General features: G+C 44.4%; 15 protein-coding genes. 9 read left to right on the plus strand and 6 right to left on the minus strand.

Annotation, left to right across the window (positions count from 1 at the left end; all coding sequences use genetic code 11):
• Positions 1-250: 250 nt before the first annotated feature.
• Entirely contained in the window at positions 251-1,669 is a 1,419-nt protein-coding gene (gene rpoN / locus NIASO_RS14775) for an RNA polymerase factor sigma-54 (RefSeq protein ID WP_008587112.1), read from the plus strand.
• A 107-nt stretch (positions 1,670-1,776) separates the two neighbouring features.
• Here rpoN and NIASO_RS14780 read toward each other — a convergent pair whose 3' ends face one another.
• The 3 genes from NIASO_RS14780 to NIASO_RS14790 all read right to left on the minus strand — a co-directional run bounded on the left by NIASO_RS14780 (position 1,777) and on the right by NIASO_RS14790 (position 3,421).
• A complete protein-coding gene (locus tag NIASO_RS14780) occupies positions 1,777-2,154 on the minus strand; it encodes a retropepsin-like aspartic protease (RefSeq protein WP_008587114.1) in 378 nt (125 codons plus the stop codon).
• A gap of 166 nt (positions 2,155-2,320) precedes the next feature.
• Positions 2,321-3,028, minus strand: coding sequence for a hypothetical protein (locus tag NIASO_RS14785; protein WP_008587116.1), 708 nt, complete (start codon positions 3,026-3,028; stop codon positions 2,321-2,323).
• 36 nt (positions 3,029-3,064) lie between these two features.
• Positions 3,065-3,421 (minus strand): DUF3127 domain-containing protein, encoded by a 357-nt coding sequence (locus NIASO_RS14790; RefSeq protein WP_008587117.1) that lies wholly within the window; start codon positions 3,419-3,421, stop codon positions 3,065-3,067.
• Positions 3,422-3,536: 115 nt separating this feature from the next.
• Here NIASO_RS14790 and NIASO_RS14795 point away from each other — a divergent pair, with 115 nt between their 5' ends.
• The 6 genes from NIASO_RS14795 to NIASO_RS14820 all read left to right on the plus strand — a co-directional run bounded on the left by NIASO_RS14795 (position 3,537) and on the right by NIASO_RS14820 (position 9,388).
• On the plus strand, positions 3,537-4,238 hold the full coding sequence (locus NIASO_RS14795) for a hypothetical protein (protein WP_008587119.1): 702 nt from the start codon (positions 3,537-3,539) through the stop codon (positions 4,236-4,238).
• A 189-nt stretch (positions 4,239-4,427) separates the two neighbouring features.
• Positions 4,428-5,132, plus strand: coding sequence for a GDSL-type esterase/lipase family protein (locus NIASO_RS14800; RefSeq protein WP_052356550.1), 705 nt, complete (start codon positions 4,428-4,430; stop codon positions 5,130-5,132).
• Positions 5,133-5,269: 137 nt separating this feature from the next.
• Positions 5,270-6,271 carry a recombinase RecA gene (gene recA / locus NIASO_RS14805; RefSeq protein WP_025299016.1) on the plus strand — a complete coding sequence of 334 codons (1,002 nt, stop codon included), beginning with the start codon at positions 5,270-5,272 and terminating at the stop codon, positions 6,269-6,271.
• A gap of 234 nt (positions 6,272-6,505) precedes the next feature.
• A complete protein-coding gene (locus NIASO_RS19745) occupies positions 6,506-8,212 on the plus strand; it encodes a sensor histidine kinase (RefSeq protein ID WP_008587125.1) in 1,707 nt (568 codons plus the stop codon).
• On the plus strand, positions 8,209-8,955 hold the full coding sequence (locus NIASO_RS14815; RefSeq protein ID WP_008587126.1) for a LytR/AlgR family response regulator transcription factor: 747 nt from the start codon (positions 8,209-8,211) through the stop codon (positions 8,953-8,955). The genes NIASO_RS19745 and NIASO_RS14815 overlap by 4 nt, the downstream gene beginning before the upstream one ends.
• Before the next feature lie 97 nt (positions 8,956-9,052).
• Positions 9,053-9,388 (plus strand): DUF6686 family protein, encoded by a 336-nt coding sequence (locus tag NIASO_RS14820; protein ID WP_008587129.1) that lies wholly within the window; start codon positions 9,053-9,055, stop codon positions 9,386-9,388.
• Between the two features lie 31 nt (positions 9,389-9,419).
• Here the strand turns inward: NIASO_RS14820 and NIASO_RS14825 are convergent, their stop codons facing one another.
• The 3 genes from NIASO_RS14825 to NIASO_RS14830 form a co-directional block, all read right to left on the minus strand.
• Positions 9,420-10,589 (minus strand): TlpA disulfide reductase family protein, encoded by a 1,170-nt coding sequence (locus tag NIASO_RS14825; protein WP_008587130.1) that lies wholly within the window; start codon positions 10,587-10,589, stop codon positions 9,420-9,422.
• A 32-nt stretch (positions 10,590-10,621) separates the two neighbouring features.
• A complete protein-coding gene (locus NIASO_RS20560) occupies positions 10,622-10,756 on the minus strand; it encodes a hypothetical protein (RefSeq protein WP_262491845.1) in 135 nt (44 codons plus the stop codon).
• A gap of 83 nt (positions 10,757-10,839) precedes the next feature.
• Positions 10,840-12,213, minus strand: a complete 1,374-nt coding sequence (locus NIASO_RS14830; RefSeq protein ID WP_008587132.1) for a M60 family metallopeptidase — start codon at positions 12,211-12,213, stop codon at positions 10,840-10,842.
• A 643-nt stretch (positions 12,214-12,856) separates the two neighbouring features.
• Here NIASO_RS14830 and NIASO_RS14835 point away from each other — a divergent pair.
• A complete protein-coding gene (locus NIASO_RS14835) occupies positions 12,857-15,988 on the plus strand; it encodes a SusC/RagA family TonB-linked outer membrane protein (RefSeq protein ID WP_008587133.1) in 3,132 nt (1,043 codons plus the stop codon).
• Positions 15,989-15,998: 10 nt separating this feature from the next.
• On the plus strand, positions 15,999-17,957 hold the full coding sequence (locus NIASO_RS14840; RefSeq protein ID WP_008587135.1) for a RagB/SusD family nutrient uptake outer membrane protein: 1,959 nt from the start codon (positions 15,999-16,001) through the stop codon (positions 17,955-17,957).
• Positions 17,958-17,990: the final 33 nt, after the last annotated feature.

The following is a 17,990-nucleotide window of genomic DNA, read 5'->3' on the forward strand; positions in this document are numbered from 1 at the left end:
GTCGTTAATACAAGAAAGCTATACGGTCTTTTTTCTTAAAAAAAATTTAATTTATGCCATTATGAATCAAATATTTATAATCAGTATTACGATAAAATAAGTCGTCGAAAAATAGTAATTTACTTTACAAAACAATATATTTGTAATTTACGGCTCGATTTTTGAGAACGCCTCGATTTTTTAAATGGCCTTAGGACAATCATTACAACAAAGACTTTTACAGAAGTTATCGCCGCAGCAAATTCAGTTAATGAAATTGCTGCAGGTACCTACTGCGAACCTGGAAGAACGGATCAAGGAGGAGATGGAGGAAAACCCGGCATTGGAACTGGATGAGGGAAAACACAGTGATGAGGGGGAGCTGAAAGATGAGTTTGCTGATAGTGAACATTCGCTGGACGATTCAGAAAACAACCGGGATGAATACGACAATATTGATGTTAGCGACTATGTGCAGGATGGCGATGATGATATTGCGGATTATAAAACAAGAGAAGATCATTACGGGGATGACGAGAACCGGCAGTTGCCTATAAAAACCGAAACCAGTTTTTATGATACGCTGGAGAACCAGTTGGGACTGCTTTCCCTTACGGAAGATGAACAGCGCATTGCACAGCATATTATTGGCAGTATAGATGAAGACGGCTACCTGCGCCGGGACACGCCGGCCCTGGTAGACGACCTGGCCTTCCGGCAGAATATTGAATCCACGCCGCAGGAAGTAGAAAAGATCATTCAAAAGATCCAGCAGTTTGACCCGCCGGGTGTGGGGGCGAGGGACCTTACCGAGTGTTTATTATTGCAGTTGCGGCGGCAAAAACAAGAAGGCAAGGATGTGGACAAAGCCATTCTGGCGATTGAAAAATATTTCGACGAATTTACCAAGAAGCATTACGAAAAGATCCAGCGGGGCCTGGGGTTAACGGAGGAGGAGCTGAAGGAAGTAATGCAACAGATCGTAAAGTTGAACCCCAAACCGGGTGGCAATGTGGGCGCCGTAAACAAGGCGGAAAGCTACGTGGTTCCGGACTTTTTTATAATTAATAATAACGGGAAGCTGGAATTGACGTTGAACAGCCGCAATGCGCCGGAACTGCGCATCAGCGAAGGCTACCGGGATATGATGCGGGATTATGACCGCAGTTCTAAAAAGGATAAGCAACAAAAAGAAGCGGTCCTTTTTATTAAGCAAAAAATTGACGCAGCAAAATGGTTTATTGACGCCATCAGGCAACGGCAGCATACGTTGCTGGATACGATGTCGGCGATCATGGAACACCAGGAAGATTTTTTTCTTACCGGTGATGAAACATCGCTGAAACCCATGATCCTGAAAGATATTGCTGAAAAGACCAACCTGGATATTTCCACTGTAAGCCGGGTGGCGAACAGTAAGTTTGTGCAAACAGAATTTGGTACCTATCGCCTGAAATTCTTCTTCAGCGAATCCCTGAGCACGGATAGTGGGGAAGAGGTTTCTACCCGGGAGGTAAAGAAAATATTAACCGATCTTATTGAATCGGAAAGCAAAAAACATCCCTACAGTGATGAAAAGCTTACCGAACTGCTGCAGGAAAAGGGCTATAATATCGCCCGTCGCACCGTAGCCAAGTACCGGGAGCAACTGAATATTCCGGTGGCAAGGTTAAGGAAGGAACTGGTGTAAGAAGTTGCCGGTTGCAGGTTTCCGGAGGGGATGTGCATTGCGCATTATGCGTTCCGCGTTGTGCCTTCAGAATTTAAGCCAATAGCCAGCAACTTGTAACGCTTTCGTCAAACCAGTTGCAATTTCGCTACTTTGGGGTCCACTTCTACCAAATCATCTTCAAAATTCAACCTGATGCGCCATTTTTGAAGAGTGGCAGCACCAATAATGGCTTCTTCGCTTAAGTTGGGAACTACCAAAAATTCATCGGAAAGCAGCACATCGTTTATATAAAAGTCAAGAGTAACTCTTTCGCTAATTTCAATATAATGCCCTTCGCTTGCTGTGGCCAGTTTTCTTACCCGCCCCAAATGAATGGGAACCTCTAATTCCTCTAACTGCTCTTTTGCAATACAAGAAAGATTCGCCCCGCTGTCAAATAAAGTGTACAGGTGCTTTTCTCCTTTGGAGCCTACAAATAATAAGCGTAGTTTTAATACTGACATCGGTTTAGCATTTTTGTTGTGTATAAAGGTACGAAATAGAAAGGTTCCTTCACCCCCGCCTTTGCCGGTGTTGCGCGCAGGCCGCGGCAAGATAAAACACCGACAAATAGTTCGTTGGTGTTTCTCCCGCCCACACACCTTCGCGCAACACGCAACGACAGGCTGGTTATATCGTCCACTGATCGTGCACGACGCCCACCAGGTAATACCGTCCGTTTTCCAGTTTGTAAACCAGTCGTACGCTTTTCCAGTCGATGCCCCCGTTCTTTTTACTGCCGCGAAGATAGTTTTCCGTAAAGTCAGCGCCGGGATAGGCCGTTTTCAGGTTGTTTATAGAATTGCCATCGCCTAAAACCTTGTTAACGCCCTGTCTTTGCGGGCTTAAAAAGTTGCCGTCGTATACAAATTTGCTGAAATAGGCCGCAGGACTAAGAAGAATAGGGTTGCCACTGCCATCATAGTTGCCCCAGTTAATTTTTTGGCCCTTATTCTTCGTAACCAATGCCGCAAACTCTTCTTTGGTGAACTTTTTATCCTCTTTTGGGTCTACAGTAGCATAGGGTGAAAAACGGACCCCTTCCCGCGGGTGGATAAATGAATCCAGCCTTGCATAGTCTTTATTCTTAAAGAGGGTCAGTATTTCCTTGGTTGTGGCTGCCAGCACACTATCCTTATTTTCCGGGGTGATGACAAAGATTTTTGCTGTATCGGCCGGCGTGATATGATTGACGATGGAATCGTGCCGCTCGCTGATGTCGATACCCGTGGTATCATCTTCTGTTTTGCCGCCGGAAGTTTTTTTATCCTTGCAACCATTACAACAAACAATAAAAGCGATCCCCAGCCCCATCATTCCTATCAGTTGTTTCTTCATATCGATCAGTGTATATTTTTAAGAATAGAAGCCCCGTTAAAAAGGCAGATCGTCCGCCCCCGTGTTCAGATCTGAATAATTATCTGAAGGCTCATTGTCTTTGTAGTTATTCCCCTGATTGCCTGCCGCTGTCGCCGATTCTACTTTCCAGGCTTTTACATCGGTATACCAGCGGCCGTTATATTCCCGGCTTTCCACATCAAAAGAAATGGTCAGTTGTTTGCCAGTTTGCAACAGGCTCTCATTGATTTTATCGCCCCAAATGGAAATACAAACTTTTTTTGGATACTGCGCCTGTGTTTCAACAATAATATCCTGCTTTTTCCACTCTCCGTTTTTTCCTGTTCCTTTTTGCAAGGGTAAAACCTGTACCAGGGTCGCCGTCAACTGCATAATTCGCTCTTTATTTTAATGTAAACAAAATTTATGCTACAAATATAGCTGCGTTCGGGCAAAGCGGTTGGAAATTAACCGATGATTTTAGCGGGCTTCTTCTTTATTTTGCAGGATGGATTCCAAACTGGTTTTAAATAGCGAGAATGAATTGAGAGAGACGATTGATCATCAGCCAAAGGCGCAAAAGATGATCGCAACCCTGCTGTCTTATATCTTTCACCCGGTGTTTGTACCGGTGTATGTTATTTATTTCCTGTTGTTTGTGCAACCTTTTTTGTTTGTTGCCCTCCGGCTGGAAGGGCCGGATGTGGTCATTCGCGCAAAAATGGGCATCCTGCTCCAGTCCATAGTGAATTATACCTTTTTCCCGCTGGTAACGGTACTGCTGTTAAAAGGGGTAGGGTTTATTCAATCCATTAAATTAAAGGAACGTAAAGACCGAATCATCCCGTTTATTGCCTGCAATATCTGGTACTTCTGGATCTGGTATGTATGGCGCAACCTGGAAGCCGTTCCAAAAGAACTGGTGATTTTTTCCTTTGCCGTTTTTATGGCCTCTTCCATTGGCTTGCTGGTAAATATTTATATGAAAGTCAGTATGCATGGCATTGCCCTGGGTACCGCTACTGCCTTTTTATGCCTGCTCGGTTTTGAGTATGGGCCGGGTATGGCTGTTTATATCGCAATAGCCCTGCTTATTACAGGCGTGGTAGCTACCGCCCGTCTTTTATTATCGGATCATACCGCAAAAGAAGTGTACTGGGGGCTGGCAGTAGGCGTGGCCGGATTGCTGGTAGCAACGGTTGTGGCATAGTCTGTTTCCCGGTCATTTTTATTGTTCCAAAATGCATTGGGCTAACGAAGCACCATTTTCATTTGAAAAATAGCCGCATAACTATGAAATGGACATAAAAAATTTTGAGCACCTTTATGCCGGATGCGATGAAAATTTTTATGCGGGATCCCATGGCTGAAATCAATAATAAAAATGCAGATGTACACAATGATTCTTAAACTTCAGTTTATTCTACTTTTTTTCCTGGCAGGCAACCTGCTGCTGGCGCAGCCTTCCACCACCGTACCTGTAGTACAAAACAGGGATAAGTTATATGACTGGCAACAGCGACACGAGGCGATACTCGCTTTGAATAAAGAGAACCCGCCACGCAATGTGATCATGGGCAATTCCATTATTCACTATTGGGCGGGACTGCCCAAGGCGCCCGTTGTTCGCGGAGCCGATTCCTGGACCGGATATCTGGAACCCCTCGGATTAAGGAATATGGGTTTTGGATGGGACAAAATTGAAAACGTTTTATGGCGCGTGCAAAATGGGGAATTGGATGGATATACGGCAAAACATGTAGTGCTGATGATCGGCACCAATAATTTAGGAGATAATAATGATAAGGAGATAATTGAAGGACTGGCCGTATTGGTAAAAGCCGTGCGGCAACATCAGCCTGCTGCTAAGATCCTGCTGGCGGGCATTTTACCGCGCCGCAGGCAGGAAGACCGGATCGCCGGCTTAAACAAAGCTATCAAAAAACTTGCCCGTAAAAAGCATGTTGTGTTTATTAACCCGGGCCGTATATTTTTAAATAAACAAAGCAAGATTGACGAGCAATGGTTTGTCGATGGCCTGCACCCTAATGCGGCCGGGTATCAAAAACTGGCGCCTTTACTGGCGAGGCATTTGAAAGATTGATTAAAAAATAATAAAATCCAATATTTTTAGTTTCGTATTGCTAATTTTATTAGCTTTGTGTTGTTGATAAAGTTAATCAGACAGGATATATTGAAATTGTAATTTTGGTTATGGCAAAAACAGAAAAAACTATAGAAATGGACACAAATAGCGAAAAACTAAAGGCGCTGCGGCTGACCATGGATAAAATTGACAAGGATTACGGCAAAGGCAGTGTGATGATGATGAATGAGAAGGCCGAAGTGAACCAGGAAGTGATTTCCACCGGTTCCATTGGCCTGGATACCGCACTGGGCATTGGCGGGCTGCCGCGTGGCCGGGTGATAGAAATTTACGGACCTGAATCTTCCGGTAAAACCACCATTGCAACCCATGTAATTGCAGAGGCGCAGAAAAAAGGAGGCATGTGCGCGATCATTGACGCGGAGCATGCTTTTGATAGTAACTATGCAAAGAAATTAGGAGTAAATGTTGATAATTTGCTGATCTCTCAGCCTGATTACGGTGAGCAGGCGCTGGAAATTGCCGACCGCCTGATCCTTTCCGGGGCGTTGGATGTGGTGGTGATCGACTCTGTTGCAGCACTGGTACCTAAAAGCGAGCTGGAAGGCGAAATGGGAGATAGCAAAATGGGCTTGCATGCCCGGCTGATGAGCCAGGCGCTGCGGAAGCTTACCGCTACTATTTCCAAGACCAATACGGTTTGTATTTTTATTAACCAACTGCGGGAGAAGATAGGGGTCATGTTCGGTAACCCCGAAACCACTACCGGTGGTAATGCGTTAAAGTTTTATGCTTCCGTACGTTTGGATATCCGTCGTTCTGCACAAATCAAAGACGGCGACAGCGCTATCGGGAACCGCGTGAAAGTAAAAGTTGTTAAAAACAAGGTGGCGCCCCCCTTCCGTTCCGCTGAGTTTGATATCATTTTTGGAGAAGGAGTTTCCAAAACCGGTGAGATCATTGATATGGGTGTGGAATTGAATATCATCCAGAAAAGCGGGTCCTGGTATAGTTATAACAGCGATAAGCTGGGCCAGGGGCGTGATGCCGTAAAATCGTTGTTGCTGGACAACCCCGAATTGGCTGCTACCATAGAAGCCCAGATCCGGGAGAAGATCAAAGAGATGCAGGGATAGTTTTTTTAAATATAGATGGGTTAGTAAGAAACCTCGCTTTCGGGCGGGGTTTCTGTATTAAAATATAATTATCAGAGTTGGCAGTCGGCTTACGGGTTTTAGAAACGCGAAAAAGGCTCACCACGTTCCCGAATTCTTTTTAATTTGTATTGGATAACAAACCAAACCGTCCATTTGTCAACTATGATTGCTGCTGTAGTCCGGTCTGCCGTAGTTTAGTTGAAAATTAATGTTATGAGACGAATCCTGATTTTCTTTTTATGTGCAGCGGCACTTTCGGCAAAGGCCCAGCCAGGAACGGTTAAAATGATGGACAATGATATATCAACGCTTTCAAAAGATCATGCCCCATTGTATAAAATAGAAGTTCTCCCGCAGGATAGCGGATATGCACCTCCGGAACAAGCAAGAACTGCGCCTTATTCGATTAAAAATGAAGCACTTAATTTCTTATTTGTTGATGAAAGATCAAAGTACCTGCCTGGTGCAAAAAAAGTAATTGTGAGGTTTTATATAGCGAGATCTATAAAAGCGGAGGAACTCCGGTATTCAATAGAAGAAAACGGCACGACAAAAGCGGCAAACTGGGCGCCATTGCCTGATCGGCGCATTGCTGCTTCAGGGAATGAATTTAATATTTTTGAGATTAAAAATGTTAGGGCTGACAACCGGTTTCTGCATATTGGTATTTATAGCATAAAGGATCCTGGCGCTGTTCTTTTTCAAACGACCAGTACCATAAATTTGGCAAAGCCCGCGCTTGCTGTTTTCTTCACGTTCCAAAAAGATAAACCGGATACTACAAAAGGTGAAGATGGGGTTATCAATGTGCAATACAACTCCTTTGATAGGAATATGAGCGGTGTGACGTTTAATAATAAAGAAGTGGTGATAAACAGAACCCTTTTTATAAAAACGGATAATGCGCCGCAGCTCTTTAACCTGCTTATCAAATATGACGTAAATGAATACATGTATTTTAAGCCTCGCTGGATAAAATTATCTGCAAACGTTTTTACGCCTCTTGAAGATAGTATGCGGGCTGAAGGTTATAACTATAAAGCGGAAGTTCCGCAGGAGCTGGTTCGTTTTAGCGCAAAACTGCAAATGTTTTTGTACTACAACTTTACTCAATTATATGGCAAAAAAAATAAAGACTTTAGTTATTCTTCCAATGATGTGGAATTTACGGTCAAAGATGTGTATGTGCTTAGCGCTCGAGACTGGTTGCTGATAAGCCTTGTTATAGGACTGCCGCTGTCCAGTATCGCCCTGTTATTTATTTTGTGGTACCGGGGAAAACAAAAAAGAAAATTGCAGCAGCAACGCTATATCAGTATGGAAGCGAAACTCAAATTGCAGTCCATCCGATCGCAGCTAAACCCGCATTTTATTTTTAATGCCCTTTCGGGTATTCAAAACCTGGTGCATAAAAATGAAACAGGTAAGGCTGAAACATACCTGGGCACTTTTTCCCGGCTTACCAGAAATGTACTGGATGATTCGGATAAAGAGATGATAACGCTCCACAATGAAATAAAATTACTGGATGATTATTTAAAAATGGAGCAGCTTCGTTTTGGCTTTCAATACCATATTCTTGCAAACGAAGACCTCGACCGCTATAATATTGAGCTGCCAGCGATGTTATTACAACCTCTTATTGAAAACGCCGTCAAACATGGTATCGCATCCTTGAAAGCGAATGGAATGATAACTATTGATTTTGAAAAATCGGAAGATGACCTGGCAATACGACTAACAGATAACGGAATTGGCTTTGATGAAGTAAAAGAGTATAACGGCATGGGGCTGCGGTTAACCCGAAACCGGATATCTTTACTGAATACAGTGTATAAAAATACCCCTGTTGGTTTAGAGATGCAATCGGGCACAAACGGAACAATTGTAATCATTACTTTAAAGAACTGGTTAGTATGAAAGCAATTATTGTAGATGATGAGGAACATAATATTGAGAACCTTGCCGTTCTTTTAAAAAGATCAGGCGCTGATATAAAGGTTACCGGTGTTGCGGATAATATTGTCTTTGCTGAAAAATTGATCAGGGAGACGGCGCCCGATATCGTTTTTCTGGATATACAGATGGGCAAAGAAACAGGCTTTGATCTGCTGCAAACTATTTATCCCAGGAATTTCGAAGTGATTTTTGTAACAGCATATGATAAGTATGGCATCCAGGCGGTAAAATATGCTGCGTTGGATTATATTTTAAAACCGGTGGACAGCGAAGAGCTGAAACTGGCTATTGAAAAAGCCCGGCAAAAACTGCTACTAAAACAAAACCAACGGCAACTTGATTTCCTGGTAGAACATATCAGGCAAAACAATAAGCCATCTAAAATTGCTTTACCACAGCAAAATGAAATACGTTATGTTGCCATTAAAGACATTATCCGCTGTGAAGCAAATAATGCATATACCTACTTTTTTCTTGTCGGCGATCAAAAGATCTTAACCTCAAAGTCGCTAAAAGAATACGAAGAGCTGCTTGCGGAACATCAGTTTATAAGGACACATCAATCGCATCTTGTTAATCCATTGTATATAAAAAGTCTGTTAAAGGAAGATGGAGGCCAGTTATTATTAACGAACGGCGCAAAGGTTCCCATATCCAAAGCCAGGAAAGACTTTGTAAAAGAGATTCTGAGAAATGGTCAGTAAAAGTTGATTCCCTGGTTTTCTTTTTCCTGATCGCGCAACTTCTTTTTCTTTTTTCGAAACATAACCGGGGATTATCCGGATATTTTTGAAAAAAAATATGTGCAGCTTTAAAACACTTTATTATGGCGAAGAAGGTTACCTGATCGCTTGTGAGGAATGCCGGCATTTTCAACTGGCTTTTCAGACTTCTTTATTTACACTTACAGCCGACGATCTTAAAATATTTCATAGCCTGGTAAAACAGCACCGGGAATATCATCGGGAAGCAACGGGGTCGTTCCAAAAAAATATTTACATTCCCACACCGTTGGAAGGTTACGGAATGATCCTGGATCAAAGAGAATTGCAGCAACTTTTTGAACTGCTGGAAACAGCCGAAATAAATTTTAAGACAATGGGACTGCTGGAACTATTTAAGCCGGTTGGTCATTAATTGTTATATAGCCCAACGGGTTGTTTTTCTTTCATATATTCTTTAAAATATTTTTCAGTTGGCTTAAATCAGCATCATTTTCATATTTCTTCTCTGCACTGTCATATAGTATTTTCCCATTCTTATCAATAAGGCACAGTCTGGGCACCGGCCGGTTGCCATATTTGTTGATCAAATTATCATCATTATATATATTGATCCAATTCATCCTTTCTTTTTTTATGGTCTTGGAATAATCGCTGTCTTTTGATGATTGAAGTGCAACAGAAATGATTTTCAGGTTCCGGGATGCGAACTCATTATTGATTTTACTTATTGCAGGAATCTCCTGAACACATCCGCGGCACCAGGTTGCCCAAAAATGAAGCAATACAAAATTTTTTCCTTTGAAATCAGACAGACGTATCGTTTTACCATCGATGGATCTGGAAACAAATCCGATTGCAGTTGAATCGCTTTTGAGCGGACGCCTTCCGAAAAGAGTTTCTTTCAAATAATTGCCTTCATTGCTGTTTTTATACTTGTCCGGAAAAGCGTTGTTTAATATATTCAAAAGACTATCAGGAGCAAAGGCATTCGCCACAAGATTGCAAAAAGCATAGAAGGAATAGAAGGAATCGGGTGTTTTTAAAATATACTCTAATCGTTTTTTGTTTAGATTCTTAAGTAGCACATCGAAATATTGATGATTGATTTCCGGATTTTTGTTGGCATCAATAATTGCCATGTTCTTCTCCTCAAAAGCTGATGCTCTTTTCCTTTCGCTGGATGTATAAGCATCCATCCTTTCTTTTTCTTTTCTAAAATCTTTTGCGTTTTTTAGTTCATACTTTTCAAAAGGAGAGCCTGTAGCTGCATCCCGTCTCAATACTATTGCAGCAGGCTGTTCATCCAGGAAAAAAATACCTCCCCAGGTGTTTTCCGGATGCTCTTTACTTTTGGGATATTGCAGATCAATGACTGCATAAGTAGAGTAGAATGTTCCGGAAAACTGTAATGCACCATTGGGAGCAGCAGTGTAATTTATTTTTTCGGTGTGCTTTCCGTCGTTTAAAAACGCGGTAAATGCAGTTGCATCTGCCCCGGCGGGCGGCGTTACGGTTAACCGGAATTGCTTTTGTGCATTAACAACCGAAGTAACGCAAATGCACTGGATCAAAATAAATACCAGCCTAACTTTAATAGGAACGAATTGGATCATTACCGACGTTTTTTAATTTGCGCTGGGGCTGATCAAAAAATATCTGACTGATGATCAGCCCCGGAATTTGAGTCTTTTTGATTTTCCCGCAGATTTTCGCAGAAGAAAAAAAGTGTGATCTGCGCCACGCCATCGGCTTGAATCTGCTGACCAAAAATGCTTTTCATACCCAGGGCCTAATAAAATTACGCATAATAAAAGAGGTGCCACAGGAAGAAATCGTTAAAATAATCGCAACACCCCCTCACAACTAATTATCCTTTAATGTACTGGGCTCCACGGCTGGTTGCGGCAGTCCCAGGCTGGCGATTTCAGTATAAACAGATGCGCCAGGTTTAAAACCCCACTTTTTGAAGAAAGTAGTAAGATCCTTGCCCGATATGGTACAGGCTTTCAGCATAAAATAACGCATTTTTTCCGCGTCAGCCGATAGGCTGGGTTTTTCGGCTCTTGTTTGTTTGTGCAAAGTGATGTAAAATTGATCGCCAAAGGCCAGCCAAAGCTGGTGGAACATAACTAACCGGGTAAAATTACCATCGGTCATTTGCGCATCCGAATTAAAATCTTTGCTGGTGTCCGTAATGGCCAAAAAGTTCATAGCGTTGGTGGTGGTGGGTCCTTTCAAACGCAGAGCGCCGGTGCCGTTGACGGCCCGCTCGGCTGCCAGGGTATAAATGTTGACGGTTACTTCACCCAGTGTAGACCATTTCCACGCTTGCTGCTGATGCAGATGACCCAGTTCGTGCCAGGCGCCCCAGCCATTGTCGACAATGTTCTTTGCTGTCAGTGCTTCATTCATCAGGCCGGGTGCAAACCAGGTCCTGTAATAGCTGGCAACGCCCCAGATATTTTTAGCGTTGGAAATGGTCATCAGGATCTTATGGGTGGGGGGTGCATTTTCCGGCGCCGAATTATCCATCCCGGCAATATAGTTCTCTCCTTTTTCTACTCCTTTGTCGATCGTTTGAAGGATAAAATTAGCATCGCCATTGCTGGTGCTCAGCGCCCGGTTTCTTTCAAAAACAAGATAAGTATTGTTGTTGGTCAGGATCGCCGCCGGGGATTGGGTGTATTGATTCAATTGCGCCGTCCAGTCGGTGGTTTTATCTTTTACAAATACCGGTGCCCTCACCGCGCCGCCCTTAAAGGTAATGCGCACTTTTGCAGTTGGAGTGCCGGTGGTAGTGAACCGGATCCATAGGAGTCCTCCGTATGGATCACCGGTTATCGTGTTGTCGCCCGCTGCAAGCTGCTCTGAGCGCGGGTTCCAGCGCAGCGTGTCAAAAGAATAAGTACCTATTAACAATTTGGGGAGCGTGGTGCCCGCCAGTGGTGCCACAGTAAGCGTTAATGAAGTGTTCGGCGGAAGGTAATATCCGGTAGGCTCAAAATCGGACCATACAAATCCCTGCCGTAACCGGTCCAATGACTCTTTGGAGCCATCAATGCCTTCACTGAAATCCTGCACATTCGATCCCAACGAATATAGCGGCGCTGTGCTTTTTGCGGCACTATCTGCAGGAGCGGTATGGATCATTAATGGCGTTGCCTTTTGACAAGCCTGAACCAGCATCCACAAAAGAAAAAGAAACAGATAACTTTTTTTAAACAGGAACAATCGCATCGGAACATTTTTTTAAAGCTAAGCAACAATCATGCGAAAAGGCTAAACAACCGTTTGCGCTGCAAACAAGCGTTAATGAACCGGGCGCACTCCTTTGAAAAAGAGCATACCAATGAATCGAATGGCCGTCTTGCGGGACCGATTGGATTTGTAAGAACAAAACCGGAAAGTATCGGAAGTTGCTAAACGCATATAAGCGTATTTTTCTTTCATTTTATAAGGGTATTTGGGGTTCGGGCTGCCAAGAGTATGTTAAAGTGAGCCGGTTTTATACAAAAAAACGGTTTATAATTTAAAAATTAACAATTTGTTAACATTACAAATTGTATCAAAGTAAGTCAAAAAAACAAGATCGATTTCAAAAACTTTTTATATATTTTTTAACAAGTCGATGGAAAATGAAAGATATTTCATTTATCCTGCTCTTCTTTCAATAATAATTATGAGATGCTGCCTCTTTATTCTAACATCCCGGTTTTTTAAAATCATTGCTCCAAAACGAAAATGATGGTTTAATAGATTCAATTCTCTTTTTTTGTAAGAGAATGTAATAAACCAAAAGTGTTTGGCCCTGATTGTTGATTGCTTTCCCCAAATACTGTCGATTATAAAAATTTATTGGACGAAATCAAAACGTTATCGTATGAGATCAGTATGGATCGTATTGCTCGTATTCTGCCATGTTATGGGGTATGCCCAAACCAAGAGCATCTCGGGTGTTGTAAAAAATGCGGAAGACGGCGTTGTGCTTCCGGGGGTTACTGTAAGAGTAGTAAACAAGCAGTTCCAGACAATCACCGACAAGAATGGTGAATTTAAGATTAGCGCTGCGGTGGGCGATTCGCTTGCTTTTTCCTTCGTGGGGAAAAAGGAGCTGAGAAAAGCTGTGGGAGAGAGCAGCATTCTTGAAGTGCTATTGTACAACGATAAAAACGATATGGACGAAGTAACGGTGGTGGCTTTTGGCAAGCAGAAAAAGGCCACGATAGTAGGTGCCATAACAACCGTAAACGCCAAGGATCTGCGCATACCGGCATCCAACATCACCAGCGCCTTTGCCGGCCGGATACCGGGGATGATCTCTTATTCGTTGTCCGGGGAACCGGGGGCAGACAATGCCCAGTTTTTTGTACGCGGCGTTACCACGTTCGGGTACCAGTCTGCACCACTCGTTTTGATCGACGGGTTCGAATCATCAATGGACAATCTGGCGCGGATGCAGCCGGATGATATCGAGTCCTTCTCGATAATGAAGGATGCGCTGGCTACAGGAATGTATGGTGCCCGGGGCGCCAACGGGATCATTATGGTAACGACCAAAGCCGGCCACGAAGGCCCGGTGGGCTTTAATATGCGGTTTGATGTAAACACGGCCCGCCCGGTAAGTGTGCCCAAAATGCTGGATGGTCCAACCTATATGAAGCTGTACAATGAAGCCCGCATTACCAGGGACCCCAACCTGGGGCCGTACTACTCTCAGCAAAAAATACAATCTACCATCGATAATGAAAATCCGATGATCTATCCGAATATCGACTGGTATAAAACCCTGTTTAAGCCGTCTGCCACTAATTTGAAAACCAACGTAAATATCTCCGGCGGCGGTCAGGTGGCTACTTATTATGTGTCTATGGGTATGGATAAGGAGCAAGGCCTTTTGAAAACGGATCAAATAAATAAATACAACAATAATATCGATATCCAACGGTATTTTATTCGTTCCAACGTGATCTTCAAACTAACCCCCACTACTAAACTGGACACCCGGATACAGGGCCGGTTTGAAGGGCAAAATGGTCCTTATATTTCGGCTTCCCAGCTATTCCGGCTGGTAATGAACAGCAATCCCGTGGACTTTCCGGCGGTGTATGAACCGGATTCAGTTAACCAGTACTCGAGGTTTACATTGTTTGGCAGCAGTTTTGTTAACGGAGCAGCCAAGGTGAACCCCTATGCGGAAATGGTGCGCGGCTACCAGGATAAAAATGTATCGGATATTACGGCACAGGCAACATTGATGCAGGACCTGGGAATGATTACAAAAGGACTGCGGGCACAGTTAAAAGCTTCGGCCAACACCTCCGGAGAAAATACCGGACGGCGTACCTACCTGCCCTATTATTACGACCTGGAATCCTATAACCAGGTTACAGGAAAATATACACTGTTCCCACTGAATCCTACCAGCGGACGCCCTTACCTGGGTGATATTGAACCGGTCAGAAATGCCAGTGGCCGCTATTATTATGAGCTATTGTTTAACTGGGAACGCACTTTTGGTCCGCATAGCCTGGCAGCAACCGAAGTGGGAACCATGGAAAAAAACCTGCTGACCTCCGGAACGGCTACTTCCATTTTTGAAGCGCTTCCCGAAAAGAATATACGCAACTCCGGAAGGGCTAATTACACGTATGACCGGCGTTACATGATGGAAGTTGGATATTCTTACATGGGTTCAGAGAAATTTACCGGGGGCAAACGCTGGGGTTTCTTCCCCACGGTGGGTGCCGGTTGGTCTGTTTCAAACGAAGCATTCTGGGAGCCGGTCAAAGATGTGATCAGTACGCTGAAGCTGAGAGGCTCCTGGGGGCTGGTGGGTAACGATGCTATTGCCCAGCGCAGAGACCGCTTCTTTTTTCTGTCGGACATTTCATTGTTTAACGGGGCAACCGTTATCGACAACGGCTATCGCTGGGGTACCTCCTTCATGAACTCCTATGGCGGCTACAAGGTAAACCGGTATGCGAATCCGGATATTACCTGGGAGATGTCTGAAAAATGGAATGCCGGCATTGATATGAACCTTTTTAACGAAACGCTGAAGTTGCAGGCCGATTTTTACCGCGACCGCAGGAGTAAAATTTACATGCAACGACAGAATTTTCCTGCCTCGGCAGGTTTGGAGGCTTCCATCAGCGGCAATGTGGGCGAAGTATTATCCAAAGGATTTGAAAGCTCTCTTAGCTACGAAAAAAGCCTGTCTAAAGACTTCTGGTTTTCAGCAAGAGCCAATTTTACCTATGCCACCAACAAGCTGGTAAAACTGGATGAGCGGAACTATCCGGATCAATACCTGAAGCGCCTGGGAAGCAACATTAACCAGGAATGGGGATTGATCGCCGAACGACTTTTTGTAGACCAGAATGAGATCGATAACTCGCCCAGGCAGGATTTTGGCGGGTATCTGGCCGGCGACATCAAGTATAAAGATGTAAATGGCGATGGGGTGATAAACGGCAACGACCGGGTAGCCCTGGGTTTCCCAACGGTTCCTGAAGTACAATATGGCTTTGGTACCTCTATGGCCTATAAAATGTTTGATTTTGGCTTTTTCTTCAATGGCAGCGCGCGCGTATCCTTTTTTATTGATGCAAGCGCCTCCAGTTCGGAAGATCCTCCCCGGGCGGGTATTGCGCCTTTCGCCAACCGCAGAAATGCATTGGCGATCATAGGCAACGACTATTGGAGCGAAACCAACCCCAATGTGCATGCTTTCTGGCCCCGGTTGTCAACCTTCCCGGTAGACAATAACACACAGCAATCCTCGTGGTGGATACGGGATGGTTCATTCCTGAAGTTGCAATCGGTGGAGCTGGGCTATAGCCTTCGAAACCTTAAAAAATGGAAAGTGAAGGGGGGCAGTCGCATCTATGTCAGCGCACAAAACCTGTTCACCTTCTCTTCATTCAAGCTCTGGGATCCGGAAATGCGGGACCGCGGGCTGGGATATCCAAACAATAAAAGAATTAATGCCGGGATTCAATTGACGTTTTAAAAAAAGGAACATGAAAGTTATTACTACTACTGTATTTGCGCTCTTGCTGCTTACTGTTGTTTCCTGCAAAAAAAAGTATCTGGATGTAGTTCCGGATAACACATTAAAGCTGGAAGACGTTTTCGACACAAAAACCGACGCCTGGAACGCCCTGGCGAAAGCCTATAATTATATTCCAAGGGACGATAATACGCACTTAACCTCCTGGACACTGGGTGACGAATGGCTCGGCCGTTTGGATTTGAATAACAATACAGACCAGCTACGGGCCACGCGCATTATGCGGGGGCTACAGTCTATGACCTCTCCGCAGTTGGGGCTTTGGTCCGGCACGCAGGGAGGGAAACCTCTGTACCAGGGCATCCGCCAGACTGAGGTGTTCCTGGACAATATTGACAAGGTGAGGGATATGCAGGATGGCGAAAAGAAAGAATGGAAAGCGCAGGTAAAAATGCTCAAAGCGTATTATATGTTCCTGCTGGTGCAGCATTACGGTCCCATTATTATTCCTGATAAAATGGCCTCGCCCGAATCAAAACCGGAAGACCTGTTTTTGCCCCGCGCCAAGGTAGAAGATTGTTTTCAATACATCCTGAAACTGATCAATGAAGCCCTACCCGACCTTACGGAACGGGCAGATGCGAATAATAAGGGACAGATCGACCAAATTGTAGCCAAGGCCATTAAGGCGCGGGTGCTGTTTTTCAGGGCAAGCCCTTTCTTTAACGGGAACCGGGAATATTTCGGGGATTTCTTTGATCATGATGGCAAGCCTTTTTTCCCGCTGGAGTATCAACCGGAAAAATGGAAGGAAGCACTGGATGCCATTAATGATGCCATTACCATTGCCGAGGGTAACGGTCACCGCTTGTACAACTTTACCCGGGATCCTTACGCCTATGACCGCAGTGCTTTTGCCGTAAATGGCAATAATATGAAAACGCTTTATGACCTGCGTATGGTGATTTGTGACCCGTGGAATGAAGAACTGGTATGGGGGTATTCAAATATCGATTATTATAACCAGGGAGAATTGGCGCATGCCTCCAATATACGACTGCCAACGGGCTATGAAGGTGTGATAAATACCACCTCTTTCTCCTGGCAGTGGCTGGGGGCCTCTTACCAGATGGCAGAACGCTATTATACGAAGAACGGATTGCCGATCGACGAAGACGCCACCTTTGATAAAAGTACTATGTATGAACTGGTAACCACTCCGGGTTTGAACACGCCGGAATACGCTCCGCTGGCGGGTTATATGCAGCCGGGAGTACAAACCATACGGCTTTACATGAACCGGGAACCACGGTTTTATGCGAATTTGGGTATTACCGGCGGCTATTGGCGGGCGCATACACAGTTGATCAGCACTATGATGTATTCCGGTACCGCCGGCGGCTTTACTTCCTCCGTAAGCCAAACGGATTACCTGGCCACCGGTATTGGCGTTCAAAAATTTGTACATCCCGAATCTCAATCCGGAGCCTGGCAGCGTACGATTAAATATCCCTATCCGCTGATCCGTATGGCCGACCTGTACCTGATGAAAGCGGAAGCCATGAATGAATTCAGTGGCCCCAGCGCACAGGTATATGATGAAATCAACAAAGTACGCCGGCGGGCAGGCGTGCCGGATGTAGAGGTGGTATGGTCGGATCCGAGTATTTGCAGAAACCCCGGAAAGCATCTTACAAAAGAAGGATTGCGCGATATTATTTTACAGGAACGCTCCGTTGAATTCGCTTTTGAAGGGCAATATTTTTGGGACATGCTCCGGCACAAAAGAGCCGCTTCCGTTTTTTCAGCGCCCATCCGCGGCTGGACATACACCGGCACCAATGCTGCATCGTTCTTTATATTGGAGGATAAACAGGCACGACGGTTTACCATTACGGATTGTTTGTGGCCGATTGATCTGAATGAAATGAATACTAACGGAAAACTGATCCAGAATCCCGGATGGTAGCAAGGTTTAAATGACGTGTATTTAATGAAAATG

Source organism: Niabella soli DSM 19437, from assembly GCF_000243115.2.
Lineage (GTDB): Bacteria > Bacteroidota > Bacteroidia > Chitinophagales > Chitinophagaceae > Niabella > Niabella soli.